General features: G+C 34.2%; 15 protein-coding genes and 3 tRNA genes. 11 read left to right on the forward strand and 7 right to left on the reverse strand.

What is annotated here, in order from left to right:
• Positions 1-80 precede the first annotated feature (80 nt).
• Positions 81-374, forward strand: coding sequence for a putative quinol monooxygenase (locus BUE22_RS11475; RefSeq protein WP_073395153.1), 294 nt, complete (start codon positions 81-83; stop codon positions 372-374).
• Positions 375-424: 50 nt separating this feature from the next.
• Positions 425-1,321 carry a helix-turn-helix domain-containing protein gene (locus BUE22_RS11480; protein WP_073395154.1) on the forward strand — a complete coding sequence of 299 codons (897 nt, stop codon included), beginning with the start codon at positions 425-427 and terminating at the stop codon, positions 1,319-1,321.
• A gap of 61 nt (positions 1,322-1,382) precedes the next feature.
• Here BUE22_RS11480 and BUE22_RS11485 read toward each other — a convergent pair.
• From BUE22_RS11485 to BUE22_RS11495, 3 genes are all read right to left on the reverse strand, one after another.
• A tRNA-Arg gene (locus BUE22_RS11485) sits at positions 1,383-1,456 on the reverse strand.
• A 33-nt stretch (positions 1,457-1,489) separates the two neighbouring features.
• Positions 1,490-1,564, reverse strand: a tRNA-Pro gene (locus BUE22_RS11490).
• A gap of 15 nt (positions 1,565-1,579) precedes the next feature.
• A tRNA-Ser gene (locus tag BUE22_RS11495) sits at positions 1,580-1,663 on the reverse strand.
• 249 nt (positions 1,664-1,912) lie between these two features.
• Between BUE22_RS11495 and BUE22_RS11500 the strand changes: the two genes are divergently transcribed.
• From BUE22_RS11500 to BUE22_RS11510, 3 genes are all read left to right on the forward strand, one after another.
• On the forward strand, positions 1,913-3,091 hold the full coding sequence (locus BUE22_RS11500) for an acetyl-CoA C-acyltransferase (RefSeq protein ID WP_073395155.1): 1,179 nt from the start codon (positions 1,913-1,915) through the stop codon (positions 3,089-3,091).
• Positions 3,092-3,161: 70 nt separating this feature from the next.
• Positions 3,162-3,923, forward strand: a complete 762-nt coding sequence (locus BUE22_RS11505) for a C40 family peptidase (protein WP_073395156.1) — start codon at positions 3,162-3,164, stop codon at positions 3,921-3,923.
• Positions 3,924-3,955: 32 nt separating this feature from the next.
• Positions 3,956-5,011 (forward strand): SMI1/KNR4 family protein, encoded by a 1,056-nt coding sequence (locus BUE22_RS11510; RefSeq protein ID WP_073395157.1) that lies wholly within the window; start codon positions 3,956-3,958, stop codon positions 5,009-5,011.
• A gap of 24 nt (positions 5,012-5,035) precedes the next feature.
• On the opposite strand, the gene BUE22_RS11515 is transcribed toward BUE22_RS11510, so the two are convergent.
• The gene (locus BUE22_RS11515) at positions 5,036-5,323 is read right to left on the reverse strand and encodes a hypothetical protein (protein ID WP_073395158.1); all 288 of its coding nucleotides are present in this window, start codon (positions 5,321-5,323) and stop codon (positions 5,036-5,038) included.
• 145 nt (positions 5,324-5,468) lie between these two features.
• Entirely contained in the window at positions 5,469-6,314 is an 846-nt protein-coding gene (locus BUE22_RS11520; RefSeq protein WP_073395159.1) for an AraC family transcriptional regulator, read from the reverse strand.
• A gap of 119 nt (positions 6,315-6,433) precedes the next feature.
• Between BUE22_RS11520 and BUE22_RS11525 the strand changes: the two genes are divergently transcribed.
• The 4 genes from BUE22_RS11525 (at position 6,434) to BUE22_RS11540 (ending at position 9,156) form a co-directional block, all read left to right on the forward strand.
• On the forward strand, positions 6,434-7,420 hold the full coding sequence (locus BUE22_RS11525) for an aldo/keto reductase (protein ID WP_073395160.1): 987 nt from the start codon (positions 6,434-6,436) through the stop codon (positions 7,418-7,420).
• A 320-nt stretch (positions 7,421-7,740) separates the two neighbouring features.
• Positions 7,741-8,346, forward strand: coding sequence for an NAD(P)H-dependent oxidoreductase (locus BUE22_RS11530; protein WP_073395161.1), 606 nt, complete (start codon positions 7,741-7,743; stop codon positions 8,344-8,346).
• Between the two features lies 1 nt (position 8,347).
• Positions 8,348-8,626 (forward strand): putative quinol monooxygenase, encoded by a 279-nt coding sequence (locus tag BUE22_RS11535; RefSeq protein ID WP_073395162.1) that lies wholly within the window; start codon positions 8,348-8,350, stop codon positions 8,624-8,626.
• A 56-nt stretch (positions 8,627-8,682) separates the two neighbouring features.
• Positions 8,683-9,156, forward strand: a complete 474-nt coding sequence (locus BUE22_RS11540) for a DUF3291 domain-containing protein (RefSeq protein WP_073395163.1) — start codon at positions 8,683-8,685, stop codon at positions 9,154-9,156.
• A 36-nt stretch (positions 9,157-9,192) separates the two neighbouring features.
• On the opposite strand, the gene BUE22_RS11545 is transcribed toward BUE22_RS11540, so the two are convergent.
• Together BUE22_RS11545 and BUE22_RS11550 are read right to left on the reverse strand one after the other, a co-directional pair.
• On the reverse strand, positions 9,193-10,434 hold the full coding sequence (locus tag BUE22_RS11545) for a dipeptidase (RefSeq protein ID WP_073395164.1): 1,242 nt from the start codon (positions 10,432-10,434) through the stop codon (positions 9,193-9,195).
• Positions 10,435-10,604: 170 nt separating this feature from the next.
• A complete protein-coding gene (locus BUE22_RS11550; RefSeq protein ID WP_073395165.1) occupies positions 10,605-11,312 on the reverse strand; it encodes a class I SAM-dependent methyltransferase in 708 nt (235 codons plus the stop codon).
• Positions 11,313-11,641: 329 nt separating this feature from the next.
• Here BUE22_RS11550 and BUE22_RS11555 point away from each other — a divergent pair, with 329 nt between their 5' ends.
• A complete protein-coding gene (locus BUE22_RS11555; protein WP_073395166.1) occupies positions 11,642-12,523 on the forward strand; it encodes a LysR family transcriptional regulator in 882 nt (293 codons plus the stop codon).
• Between the two features lie 397 nt (positions 12,524-12,920).
• The gene (locus tag BUE22_RS11560; protein ID WP_073395167.1) at positions 12,921-14,204 is read left to right on the forward strand and encodes a DUF2130 domain-containing protein; all 1,284 of its coding nucleotides are present in this window, start codon (positions 12,921-12,923) and stop codon (positions 14,202-14,204) included.
• Positions 14,205-14,272 lie beyond the last annotated feature (68 nt).

Below are 14,272 nucleotides of genomic sequence, written 5' to 3' on the forward strand. Positions count from 1 at the left end.
ACAAACACAAATTAATAAATGTATAGTTGGAATGTTTTAAGATTGTTTAGCATTCCAATTTTATATTTAAAACAAGAAAAATGAAAAATAAAATTATAACAAACGCCGTACTTAAAATAGATCCTCAATTTATCAATGAAGTACTTCCATTTGCAATCGAAACAAGAAATCATATTTTACTTGAAGAAGGATGCGAAATTTTCATATTGATGAGAAAAACAGATGAACCTCATACACTCGTAATTTTTGCTGTTTATACCTCAAAACAAACTTATGACTGGCATCTTGAGCAAGATTATGTGAAAAGTTTTTTTGCTTTTTTGAATGGAAAACTGACGAATACCCCAGAAGTAACTTATCTTGAAGAAATTTGAGTAGTGATAAATTTTAAAGCGTAGATTTATAATGTATAAAACTGTAAAGAATGAAAAATTACAAAACGATAAGTGAACTCTATATTTCCAATGGATTTCCGCCACCTGAAAATCCTTTGCTTGGTTTGGTGACGTTTGAAGAACTAAAAAACTGCACGTTTGCTGAAACAGAATTCACAATGAATTTTTATAAAATAGCTTTAAAAAAAGTAAAATCAGGAACCATTTTATACGGAAAAACGAAGTACGATCATGACAATGGTTCGATGGCATTTGTAAAACCGGGTCAGAAAATTACAATGAGCGATATTGAACTCACAGAAAAAGGCTTTATGATTTATATTGATGAAGATTTTTTAATGAATACCAATCTTTATTCAGAAATAAAAAAATATGGCTTTTTTGATTATGAAGTAAATGAAGCTTTGCACTTATCACCCAAGGAAGAAGAAACCATTTGGGATTTGTTTCATAAAATAAGACTGGAATATTACAATAACCAGGATGATTTTAGTAAAGATATTATGCTGACTCATATTGACTCTATCCTAAAATATTCGCAACGCTATTACAAACGACAATTCTTAAACAGAACCTCAATATCCGGAACAATAATTACCAAGTTTACCGAGATACTTAAGTTATATTTCGAAAGTGGAAAACTTCAAAAGGAAGGATTGCCAACCGTAAAATATATGGCAACACAACTATCATTATCTGCAAGATATTTAAGCGATTTATTGAAACAGGAAACTGGTAAAACAGCTTTGGAACACATCCATATTTCTTTGGTTACAGAAGCCAAAAATCTCTTGTTGAGCACTGACAATACAGTAGCTGAAACAGCCTATCAACTTGGTTTTGAGAATCCTCCTTATTTTTCCAGATTATTTAAAAAAGAAGTTGGATTAACGCCAACAGAATATCGGGAACAGTTTTTGAATTAATAGAAGAATCTTCTTTGATTTATTATAACAAAAAAGCCACTCGTTTGAGTGGCTTTTGATGTGATCCCAGAAGGATTCGAACCTTCGACCTACGCATTAGAAGTGCGTTGCTCTATCCAGCTGAGCTATGGAACCATAAAATTTTTTATTAAAAACTCTTAAAAAAAGTCGGGGTGGCAGGATTCGAACCTGCGGCCTCCTGCTCCCAAAGCAGGCGCGATAACCGGGCTACGCTACACCCCGAAGGCAAAAATTAAGCGGAGAGACAGGGACTCGAACCCTGGCGACGGTTACCCGTCGACAGATTAGCAATCTGCTCCATTACCGCTCTGGCACCTCTCCAAGCTCAAGGAACGTGTCCTGTTTTGCGGTTGCAAATGTAAGACAACATTCCATATCTCACAACTATTTCTGCGCTTTTTTTAATCTTTTTTCAATCTTTTTTTTAAACCTCTTCACAATCAAACAAATAGAATTAACAAAAAATTCATATTCAATTTAAATTCTAATGAAACTCATACAAATTGATACAAAATTTGAATTTATTTAAATAAACAGTAAATTTGCTAGATTAACTAATATTAACAGAAAATGAACAAAAGAGTTGTTATCGTTTCTGCCGTTAGAACACCTATCGGAAGTTTCATGGGAGGTTTATCTACCGTACCCGCACCAAAATTAGGTGCTGCCGCTATAAAAGGCGCACTTCAAAAAATTAACCTTGACCCAAAATTAGTTGATGAAGTATTCATGGGCAACGTAGTACAAGCTGGAGTTGGTCAGGCACCAGCACGTCAGGCTGCGCTTTTTGCCGGTTTGTCTGAAGAAGTTGCTGCTACAACCGTAAACAAAGTTTGTGCTTCCGGAATGAAAGCTGTAATGTTTGCAGCGCAGGCTATTGCTTGTGGAGATGCCGAAATTGTGGTAGCCGGAGGAATGGAAAACATGAGTTTGATTCCGCATTACGTACAAATGCGTAACGGAAACAAATTTGGTCCTGCAACAATGCTTGACGGAATGCAAAAAGATGGTTTGACAGATGCTTACGATAACAACGCAATGGGAGTTTGCGCTGATTTATGTGCATCTGAATACAAAATCACCCGTGAAGAACAAGACAATTATGCCATTCAATCTTATGAAAGAAGCGCAAAAGCCTGGGATGCCGGAAAATTCGATAACGAAATTGTTCCTGTAGAAGTTCCACAAAGACGTGGCGAACCCGCTATTTTTTCAAAAGATGAAGAATATACTAATGTCAAATTAGATAAAATCCCTTCATTAAGTGCTGTTTTTACAAAAGACGGAACAGTTACTGCTGCAAATGCTTCAACAATAAATGACGGAGCTGCCGCTTTGGTTTTAATGTCTGAAGAAAAAGCAAATGCATTAGGATTAAAACCTTTAGCTTACATAAAAGGATATGCAGATGCTGCACAAGAACCAAAATGGTTTACAACAAGCCCTGCAAAAGCGTTACCAAAAGCATTAAACAAAGCAGGAATTGCAATTAGCGATGTTGATTATTTCGAATTCAACGAAGCTTTTGCTGTTGTTGGCTTGGCCAATTCAAAAATCCTTAATTTAGATAACGAAAAAGTAAACGTAAATGGTGGCGCTGTTTCTTTAGGGCATCCTCTTGGATGTTCGGGAGCAAGAATCATCGTAACTTTACTGAATGTTTTAGAACAAAACAATGCCAAAACCGGAGCTGCTGCAATTTGCAACGGTGGTGGTGGCGCATCTGCAATTGTTATCGAAAGAGCTTAAACAAAATATTAAATTAGGAGTTGTTTATTAAAAAAATAACTCCTAATTTTCAACTTATAAATTACCCTAAATGTTCGGAATTTGCAATCTAGCCATAGTACCTGTTCGATCTGAGCCAAGTGACAGAAGTGAAATCGTTACACAACTTTTGTTTGGCGAACACATCGAAATTTTAGAACGTCAAAATCAATGGGCGCGAATAAAGATTCAGTTTGATGATTATGAAGGCTGGGTAGATTCGAAACAATATCAGGTAATTTCCGAAGCAAATTATAACCAATTAAGCAAAGAAGCTATTATTCTTAATGCCGACCTGATTGATTATATTAGCGCGCCGGACAACTTATTATTACCAATTCCGCTTGGCGCTTCCTTATCATTTTTAAGCAATACCGACATCAATACTGCAAATTTTGATTTCGAAGGAACAAAAACCAGCGGCATTAAACCTAAAAGCGCACTCATAAATACTGCTTTTATGTATTTAAACGCTCCCTATCTTTGGGGAGGAAAAACACCATTTGGAATCGATTGTTCCGGTTTTACACAAATGGTATACAAACTAAACGGATACAAAATTCATCGTGACGCTTCTCAGCAAGCACTTGATGGCGAGCCTTTAAGCTTCATCGAAGAAAGTGAACCAGGAGATTTAGCCTTTTTTGATAACGAAGAAGGAAATATCATTCACGTTGGTATCATAATGGAAAATAATTACATCATTCATGCCAGTGGAAAAGTACGCATTGACCGTTTAGACCACTTAGGAATTTACAATCCTGAATTAAATAAGCACACGCACAACCTTCGTGTAATCAAAAAGATCATTTAATTTTCTTAGTAATCCCTTAAAGAAATAATACTTTGACAAAGCTTTCACTTTCTAAAACAGATTTTACAATTAATGATGTTAAAATTCAATTTCCGATTGATATAGATAGCTTAAAAAAGATTTTGGGAGATTGTCGACATTTAAAAAAACAACATAACCATATTTATACCTGGGATGATTTTGGCATTATTGCATTTTCTAAAGAAGGAGTAAAAGCAGAAAATTTATTACTCGATCTGAATTATGGTAATTACGATTTTTGTTCGAAAAACCCATTTACAGGTCAATTCATTTTTGAAAATCAAGAACTATTTCAATTTTATAAATCCAATAAAAATCAACTCGTAAAACTTTACAAGGGAGATGACAGCGGTGCTTTTATTCTGAATGGCATAAGTGTGTGGTTCAATAAAGAAGATGATAAAACAACAGCTATTGACATCGCTGCATATCAGGAAAAAGAAAAGAAAGCCAAAACACCAGTTGATCCGGAATTTAAAGAATTCGAATCATTATGGCAGGAATGGATTACCGAAATTAATAAAATTGTAGCAACAGATAATGATTATTACAATCTTACAGATGGTATTTCTGTAGAAGATTTAGAACAGCATTCAGTCTTAGAAGATGAAATCATAATTCCGCCCGCGCTTCAAAACTTTTACAAAGTTCAAAATGTGGAATATGATGCCGTAACTTCTGCGTTTCAATTTTTAATAGGTAATTGGACATACGATCTTATTCCTTTTGAAGATATTTCAGAAGAATGGAATTCGATACAAGATTTACAATTTGACGAAGACGATCTTCCCGAATTAGAAATAGACTTAGAAAAAATCAAGACAGACAATTACGCAAATCCAAAATGGATTCCGTTTGCAACAGGACGAAATGGAGATTATTTACTCTACGATACAGATCCTGCCGAAAAAGGAAAATTTAGCCAAATCATAGAACTTCAAAACGAATCCTGGGAACGAAATATAGTAGCTGAATCCTTAGAAGAACTTCTAAAAAACGAAATTAATAACCTGAAAACAGGCAAAACAGAACATTTTGACTTTATAACCGGCAAAGAAGATTCATAATAAAAACAATTATTAAAAAATAGCTCATATTTTCTCAATAGAAACATAAACTTTACAGTTTACCGGATTATTATCATATTTTGTAAATACTTCTAAAGTTTTTTGTTGAGAATAATATTTCCCTTCCATAGCGAAATGTATATTCTCTATTCTATATTTATCACCATTATGATAAAAAGTTTCTCCAATCCTCAGTGTAAATTCCGAGTCTACATCCTTTGTAGTAAATTCACAAAGCTGTTGTCTATTGTAAGCATATTGTCCGCTAAATTGAAATACAACTGCCGCAATTAAAGTTTCAAATTTTTCCATTTTATATTTAAATTTATTAATTCAAATATAAAAACAATAAATCATTATTAACTATACAAAGCAATCGAGTTATAAACAAAAGCTATTAAAAATCCGCAATAATCCGTGTTTTCGCTTGCGAATCCCTGTCATCCGCGTTCCAAACTCACGCACTAACACGAATCGTTCTCCTAAACTCCGAAGGACTATTCCCTCGCTGTTTCTTAAAAAATTTATTAAAGTGACTTTCATCCGTAAAGCCAAATTCATATGCAATTTCGTTAATACGTTTATCGCTAAATTGCAAACGATGTTCGATCAGTTTCGTTTTATAATTGCTAATATATTGCTGCATCGTTTCGTTAGCATGTTTCTTAAAATAACGTCCTAAATACGTATTCGAAATTCCGAAATACTCACTAAGCGATTCTGCTTTAATTCTTTCGGGATAATAAATATTGTTCTGGATATATTGCAAAATATCCATCGCTTTAGCCTCACAACCAATATTTACCTGCTCCGGCAAATACTTAGCAATATTTCGCGCAACCACAATAATAAGTGTATTTACCAATTGCTGAATCAATTCTTTATTATAAACATCTTTATCCTGATGTTCACGAATAATTGCTTCAACCATCACTTTTACCAGACATTTATCTGCTTGATTCTTCAAAATACAGCCCGGCTGATGATTTGCGTTTTGCAAAATATATTCTAAACGCTGAATATTCTCATTTTGCAGGCTTGAGTTTTTCAAATAAATATCATTAAATCTCAAAAAGAAGAATTCCGTTTTGGTCTCAATCGTAAAATTATGACAATCTTCAGGCGTTAATAAAAACATATGTCCGGCATCATATTCAAAAATATTTTTGTTGATACATTGCCTTCCTGTTCCGTCTAAAATATAGACCAATTCAAAGAAATTATGACGATCTCCAACATCTGGATATTCATCAAGAGTTTCAAAAGAAACAGAAAAAGGCTCGTATAAATTTTCTTTTTTCATAACGATAAAAATTATTTGAAGATGCAAATTTACATAAAAAAGACAAATATATACAAGTTTACACTCATAAAAATGGTATAATTTTGCCAAGTGAAATTTAAGATTTAAAATACAACATTATGGAATATAGAAAATTAGGCAATAGCGAACTCGAATTATCAACTATTACATATGGCGCATTTGCCATTGGCGGAAACATGTGGGGCGGAAACGAAAAAGCAGATTCAATCGCATCCATTCACGCTTCAATTGATAACGGTGTAACTACAATTGACACTGCTCCTTTTTATGGATTTGGTTTAAGCGAAGAAATGATTGGCGAAGCTCTAAAATCTCACGATCGTTCTAAAGTACAGTTATTGACAAAATTCGGTTTGGTTTGGGACGGAAGCAATAACCAAAAAGGCGATTTCTTTTTCGATGCCGATGACAACGGAAAGAAAATCCCAATTTACAAATACGCTTCAAAAGCCAACATTATCAAAGAAGTCGAAGAAAGTTTAAAACGTCTTCAAACCGATTATATCGACTTATTGCAAATTCACTGGCCAGATTCTACAACGCCAATTCACGAAACGATGGAAGCTTTGGAAACCCTTATTCAACAAGGAAAAATCAAAGCAGCCGGAGTTAGCAATTATAGTGTTTCGCAAATTCAGGAAGCACAAAAAACAATCAAATTAGCATCAAATCAGGTTCCGTTTAGTATGTTAAACCGTAAAATCGAAACCGATTTAATTCCGCTTACGCTAAAAGAAAACATCGGAATCATCGCTTACAGTCCAATGGAAAGAGGTTTATTAACCGGAAAATATTTCACCGACAGCAAATTAAAAGACAACGATCACAGAAATGGATATTTCGGGCAGTTTGATCTTCAAAAAGTAAAAACGTTGGTCGAAGAATTGAGTTCATTGGCAAACGCAAAACACATTTCCATCTCGCAATTGGTTTTACGCTGGACAACTTTACAAAAAGGAATCACAATTGTTTTGGCCGGAGCAAGAAACGCAGAACAAGCCATTTCAAACGCAAAAGCAATGGATTTTGATTTATCTGATTCTGAATTAGATTTTATTAATCAAGCTATTGCGAAAGTTAAATAGCATTCTTAAAAATATTTAAACACATAGAAACATAGCCAATAGCAATGTGAAAAGCATTCCCGAGCTTTGTCAAAGTTTTAAACTTTGACAAAGCTTGACAAAGCTAAGCTATGTGTGAGAAACTAGTTTCTTTTTACATTCTCTAAACACAAAGCAAAAACCTATGTTTCTATGTGTTTAAAAAATTACACTCACAATAAAATAATCAGGGTGTGCCCCTCCGGGTCGGGCTTTCGGCTATATCTTTTGTTCCGTTCCACTTCACAAAAGGATACCGCCTCTATCCCTCACACTCACGAATTCATAAGAAAACAAGAAAAATGAAGAAAATTTTTATCATCAATGGAAGTCAAAATTTCGCACATTCAGGCGGAAAATTCAACCAAACCGTTACCGACTGGACAATCGAATACTTAACAAACAGCAAGCAATTCGAAATAAAAACAACCGACATCAAACAAGACTTTAATCTTGACGAAGAAGTCGAAAAATTCGTTTGGGCCGATGTTGTAGTTTATCACACACCGGTTTGGTGGTTTCAATTGCCAAACCTTTTCAAAAAATACATTGACGACGTTTTTACAGCCGGACACAACAAAGGAATCTACAAAAGCGACGGAAGAACCAGAACCAATCCCGACATTAATTACGGAACCGGCGGACAATTGCACGGACGTAAATACATGCTTACCACAAGTTGGAATGCACCTGCAACAGCCTTCATACTTCCGGGAGAATTCTTCGAAGAAACATCTGTAGACGACGGAGCTATGTTTGGTTTCCATAAAATGAATAAATTTACAGGAATGGAAAAACTAAACAGTTTCCACTTTCATGACGTTGAAAAAGGTGCAACTGCAGAAAACATTGTCATCTTTAAAGAAAATTATACAAAGCACTTAGAAAAAACTTTTAAAACTTTATAATATGATCTCAATAACCGCAATTATAAAAAGCAAGCAGGAAAACATTGAAGAAGTCAAAAACCTGGTTCAAAATTTAGTTATCCAAACCAGAAAAGAAGACGCCTGCATTCGCTACGATCTTCACACAACCGAAAATGTATTTATTATTTGGGAAGAATGGAAAGATCAGGCTGGTCTTGACATTCACAATAACCAACCTTATTTACAGGATTTTATCAAACAAAGTGAAAGTTTAGTCGCCTCTCCTATTTTGGTTTATAAAACAACACAATCTTTATAAATAGTTACAATAATTAGATTTCAAAAAACTAACTTGCTTCATATAAATATTTAAACATGAACCAATATCATCTTGCCGAAATCAATATTGCAAAAATGAAAGGTGTCGATATTAATGACCCAATCATGAAAGAGTTTGTAGACAATTTAGATCTTGTAAATACCTTAGCCGAAAAAAGCGAAGGATTTGTTTGGCGGCTAAAAGACGAAAGCTCTAATGCAACAAACTTAAACCCGTACAATGACGAGCAAATAATTGTGAATGTTTCTGTTTGGGAAAACATCGAAACGTTAGAACATTACATGTACAAAACGTTTCATAGTGAATTTTTAAAACGCCGAAAAGAATGGTTTTTAAAATTTGGAAAAGCCCACACCGCAATGTGGTGGGTTCCTGCAGGTCAGATTCCTACTCTTGAAGAAGCCGTTGAAAAGTTAGATTATTTGCAACAAAATGGAGCATCAGAAATTGTTTTTGATCTTAGAAATAAATTTCCTGCGCCAAATGAAAGCAAAACAAAAGCGAAATAAAAATCTTTATTTCGCTTTTGTTTTTATATCAATAAATTAAGATTTCTTAGTTGCAGCATCAAATATTCTGCAATAATTTCCACCTCCAATTTTACCAATTTCATCTTCAGTAAAACCAGTCTTCAATAAAGATTCTACAACGGTGTAATAAAATCCTTGTTTTAAATCTCCCCAAGCTTCATTTGTTGTACCGCCGCCTTGTTTTTTATTAGCTTCCGGACCTTTTTGATTTCTTTGATCGTTTTCTTTTTTAGGCTGGCCAAAATTTTCACCTTGCTGTTCTTTCGGTTTTTTATCTCCTTCCGGCTTATGTCCCTGATCGCTAGGAGAGCGATATGACGGAGTTAATTTTGTATCTGTTCCAATGCAAACATGATCAATACCTACAACATCAACCATCGCTTTTATATTGTCTGCAAATTCTGTTGGAGAATCAGCAAGATGAGTCCAAACACCAATTACACCGCCATTATCTGCCACAATTTTAGCCTGTTCTTTATTAATAAGACGAGGCATCATCATTTTAGACATGAACTCATTTTGACCAAGGCGCGTATTAAGTCCGGTATGTGAAACAAGCACAGGTTTTTTTGCCACTTTTAAAGCTCCATTAACCGTATTATCATCACAATGCGACAAATCAACTAAAATCCCTAATCTTTCGCATTCCTTTATAACTTCAATTCCAAAAGAAGTAAGTCCACCCCATTGTGGTGTTTTTGTAAAAATATCACCAAGTGGAACCGAAGCATCATTATCATGAAGTAATCCCAAATGTCTTAAACCACGATCGTAAGCAATTTGCAAACGATCAATCTTTCCTTCAAGAAAATGACCGCCCTCAACCGACTGAATTACTGTTGGCTTTTTAGCATTTTTTGCAAGCTGAAGGTCATTAAAATTTAAAGAACGCTTCATATTATTAGCTTTCAAAATTTCATCCATTGCCGTAAGACCATTTAAAAATCGTTCGTAAGCATCACCGGGATTTACCAATTTTTGATAATCCACCGCAAACGTCATACAAATAGCAGACAAACCTGATTTTTTTAACTCATTTGCCAAATCAACTTTTGGTCCCGGAAGTTCTGATTTTATTAACGGAACATCGATGTGATTATGAGTATCAATGCCGAATGTTTTGGCAACAATAGCCTCAATTCGAGGATCCCGGTCAACTGAAGCCCAGGATAAAAGCGGATTTAACATTAAAGCAGCTCCTGCTCCACCCATGGTTGTCAGGAAAAGTCTGCGATTCCATTCTTGATTATTGCCCATTTATATATTTTGAATTATTGTAAAGAAAATAGAACTTGATAGTACAAAACAACACTTTTTTTGTATTCGCTAAACAAATAATATACAGATCGAATATACAAGCCGACAAATAACAAAAATCATCCGATTAAACTTTTACCGAAATCAAAAAAGCTACGCCAGGAATTTATCTATTTAATTCCCCCAAAAGCACCGAAACACATATTCTTGTGTAAAATTTCGACACTTTTAAAACCCACTTTTTTCATCAAATCCAATTGGTAATTCATTGATCTTGGTGTATCTTCTTTTTCTACATAATCCAAAACTTTCTGGCGATATTCAGCACCTCCAATTCCTTCAAGATAATCACCATAACGCTGCCAGGTATATTCGTTTAATAATTCTGTGTCTTGCGTTATTAAATCCGAAATCATGAAACATCCTCCTGATTTTAATAATTTAAATATTTTCGTAAAGGTCGTTTCCCAATCCTGATCGTCACGCAAATGATGCAAAACCGCTCCGGCCAAAATAATATCAAAATGATTTTCTTGTAAATCAACTTCACGAATATCGCCTTGCTTCACTTCTACTTTACCGTTTGTTTCATTAGAAACCCTTTCAAAAGCACGATCCAACATCGGCAAACTCAAATCGACCAAAGTGCAATTCAAGTTCGGAACTTTAGATAGCATTTTTAAAGTATAATTTCCGGCGCCACAGCCAATATCCAAAACATTTTGAGCATCGGGAACAATTCTTTTCGAAGCTTCTGTAATTAATTCTAAAGAAATTGTTGCGTCGATTGTGGCGACTTGTCCGGTTTCTAAATTTGAGAATCGTTCGACATCATTATCAAAACGTTCCCTGATTTCTGCAATAGTTGATTTTTTCATAGTTTTCTGTTTTTTATGGCACACAGATGACACGGATTAAACGGATTTTCGCTGGTTTTTTTTAATTCTTGTTGTTATTTATTATTTTTTTGTCACAGATTTAAAGATTCGCACAGATTTTTTTTAAGAATCAAATTAAAATTTTAAGAATCATTTTAATCCTTTAATCTGTGGCATATTTTCTTTTCAATTTCAAAAAAATAAAAATCCGTATTAACCTGTTTAAATCCGCGTCATCCGCGTGCCATATATTTTTTAGTAAAAGTATTCCTTTCATATATACTTCAAAAATACTTATTTTGTCAATTATTAATACTTAATAGGTATTTATGGAATTACGTCATCTAAAATATTTTTTGGCTGTAGCCGAAGAATTAAACTTTACCAAAGCTTCTGAAAAATTATTCATTTCTCAACCGCCTTTAAGTAGACAAATTATAGAACTTGAAGAAGAAATCCAAGCACGTTTATTCATCAGGAACAATAAAAAAGTAGAACTTACCGAAGCCGGAAAATACTTTGAGAAAGAAGTTAGAGAACTTTTTCAGAATCTGGAACGCATTTCTATCAAAACAAAAAAAATAGCCGAGAATATTTCGGGCGAATTCAGAATCGCTTACATCAGTTCGATTTATGCTGAAGTAATTTCAGAATTAATAAAACATCTCAAAGAACAATTTCCGTATGTAAATTTTAAATTATTTGAAGTTTCAACGACCAAACAAATTGCAGCTTTAGAACAAGGAAAAATCGAATTGGGAATTATTCGTTCTCCAATAAAATCTCCTAAAATAAAATCACAATTGTGGTTTCAGGACGGATTTTCGGTAGTTTATAACAAAAGTTGCATCCAAATTAATTCTGAAAAAGAAATTCCGAATTTAAAAGACGAAACTTTTGTCTTTTTCAATAAAGATTATGCACCGCATTATCATGAAATTTTATTAGAACTTTGTGCGTTTTATGGCTTTACGCCGAAGGTTGTTCATGAATCAAACAATATTAATTCGATTGTGCAATTGGTTAAAAATGGTTTAGGAATTTCGATTGTTCCGTCTAATATTGCCAGAAACAATAAGGATCCTGAAATTGGTTTTATCGAATTAAAGAAAGTCAATTTGTATACTGATGTTTCTTTAATCACTTCAAAAGAAGACGATTCTGAAATCACAAAAGCTGCGGTTGCTTTTTTATTGAATTTTAAAAAATAATTACAAGAGTTTCTCGCAAAGTCGCAGAGTCGCAAAGTTTTGAATTGCCTCCTGCTTTAGCTGGAGGAAAATAGAAATGGTATATAAAATGGCTTTAGCCGAATATACGATTCGGCTAAAGCCATTTATAATGCAATTAGAACCTCCAGCTAAAGCTGGAGGCAATTTATAAATATCTTAAAATCTGCGTCTTTGCGAGATTAATTAAATTATGGAAATCCGTAAAAACTAAAAGCTTAAAGGAATTAAATTGCACCGGTTAGCAGAAAGAAACACAAATACAATTAGTGCAATTCGTGGCAAAAAAGTTACAATTTATCACAAGTAAATTCCCTAAAAAGAATGAACTTTTAGATACCTTAGCAAATTATTACATTATCTAAATAAAATCAATAAAATGGTAGAGCAATCTTCAATTCAGTGTCCAAATTGCGGAACTACAATCGATGTAAATGATATTCTAAAACATCAATTGGAAGATAGTATCCGTAAAGAATACCAACAAAAAGCCAATGCTCAAAAACAAGAATTAGAACTTAAAAACGAGCAATTAGAAAAAGCTAAAGCTGAGTTTGAAGCCAAAAAGAAACAGGAAAATGAACTTTTTGCTGAACGTTTGGAACGTGAAAAAAAGACAGCCGAAAAAGAAATTACCGAGAAAATAAAAACCAAACTCGACGAAGAAAACAAAGATCGTTTGGTTGCAATGGAAAAAGAGCTTTCTGAAAAATCGGAGAAACTTCGTGAATTAAATAAAATGGAAGGCGAAATATTGAAGCTTCAACGTGAAAAACTGGAGATGAAAGACGCTATTGAAGCACAAGCTCAAAAACAACTTAATGAGACTTTAGTTTTAGAACGCGATAAAATCAGAAAACAGGAAGAAGAAAAAAACGAGCTTAAAATAAAAGAATACCAAAAACAATCTGACGATCAAAAAAAGCTGATCGAAGAAATGAAACGTAAGCAGGAACAAGGTTCTATGCAACTGCAAGGCGAAGTAATGGAATTGGCGATTGAAGAATGGCTTGCAAATAATTTTCCGTTGGACAGTATTGACGAAGTTAAAAAAGGCGCAAATGGTGCCGATTGTCTTCAAATTGTAAACACGCGTGAATTGCAAAATTGTGGTTCTATTTATTACGAAAGCAAACGTACAAAAGCTTTTCAACCATCGTGGATTGAGAAATTTAAAAATGACATTAGAACCAAAAGAGCCAATATTGGGGTTTTGGTTACCGAAGTAATGCCAGCCGGAATGGACAGAATGGGAATGCGAGACGGAATTTGGATTTGTACTTATGAAGAATTTAAAGGTTTAAGTGCTGTTTTGCGTCAATCTTTAATTCAGGTAAGTCAGGCGGTTCAGGCGCAGGAAAACAAAGGCGATAAAATGTCGATGCTGTATGATTTTTTAACCAGCAACGAATTCCGTTTACAAATTGAAGGAATTGTAGAAGGCTTCACGCAAATGCAAGGCGATCTTGATGCCGAAAAAAGAGCGATGCAAAGAATCTGGAAACAACGTGAAAAGCAAATTGAAAAAGTCGTGCATAATACTTTAGGAATGTACGGTTCCATTCGCGGTATTGCAGGAAATGCAGTTCAGACTGTAAGAGCTTTAGAACTTGATTTTATTGAGGAAGAAGAAGAAGAAGATCCAAAAGAATTACCGGAATAATATCACGAGATAGAACGCGGATGACGCTGATTCGCTAAAGCGAAGACACGGATTTGCGCTGATTTTTT

Origin of the sequence: Flavobacterium pectinovorum, assembly GCF_900142715.1 — a bacterium.
Classification (GTDB): Bacteria; Bacteroidota; Bacteroidia; order Flavobacteriales; family Flavobacteriaceae; genus Flavobacterium; species Flavobacterium pectinovorum.

Coding starts and splice junctions, on each gene's coding strand:
- BUE22_RS11475 (WP_073395153.1), top strand. CDS start 81: ATGAAAAATAAAATTATAACAAACGCCGTACTTAAAATAGATCCTCAA.
- BUE22_RS11480 (WP_073395154.1), top strand. CDS start 425: ATGAAAAATTACAAAACGATAAGTGAACTCTATATTTCCAATGGATTT.
- BUE22_RS11500 (WP_073395155.1), top strand. CDS start 1,913: ATGAACAAAAGAGTTGTTATCGTTTCTGCCGTTAGAACACCTATCGGA.
- BUE22_RS11505 (WP_073395156.1), top strand. CDS start 3,162: ATGTTCGGAATTTGCAATCTAGCCATAGTACCTGTTCGATCTGAGCCA.
- BUE22_RS11515 (WP_073395158.1), bottom strand. CDS start 5,323: ATGGAAAAATTTGAAACTTTAATTGCGGCAGTTGTATTTCAATTTAGC.
- BUE22_RS11520 (WP_073395159.1), bottom strand. CDS start 6,314: ATGAAAAAAGAAAATTTATACGAGCCTTTTTCTGTTTCTTTTGAAACT.
- BUE22_RS11525 (WP_073395160.1), top strand. CDS start 6,434: ATGGAATATAGAAAATTAGGCAATAGCGAACTCGAATTATCAACTATT.
- BUE22_RS11530 (WP_073395161.1), top strand. CDS start 7,741: ATGAAGAAAATTTTTATCATCAATGGAAGTCAAAATTTCGCACATTCA.
- BUE22_RS11535 (WP_073395162.1), top strand. CDS start 8,348: ATGATCTCAATAACCGCAATTATAAAAAGCAAGCAGGAAAACATTGAA.
- BUE22_RS11540 (WP_073395163.1), top strand. CDS start 8,683: ATGAACCAATATCATCTTGCCGAAATCAATATTGCAAAAATGAAAGGT.
- BUE22_RS11545 (WP_073395164.1), bottom strand. CDS start 10,434: ATGGGCAATAATCAAGAATGGAATCGCAGACTTTTCCTGACAACCATG.
- BUE22_RS11550 (WP_073395165.1), bottom strand. CDS start 11,312: ATGAAAAAATCAACTATTGCAGAAATCAGGGAACGTTTTGATAATGAT.
- BUE22_RS11555 (WP_073395166.1), top strand. CDS start 11,642: ATGGAATTACGTCATCTAAAATATTTTTTGGCTGTAGCCGAAGAATTA.
- BUE22_RS11560 (WP_073395167.1), top strand. CDS start 12,921: ATGGTAGAGCAATCTTCAATTCAGTGTCCAAATTGCGGAACTACAATC.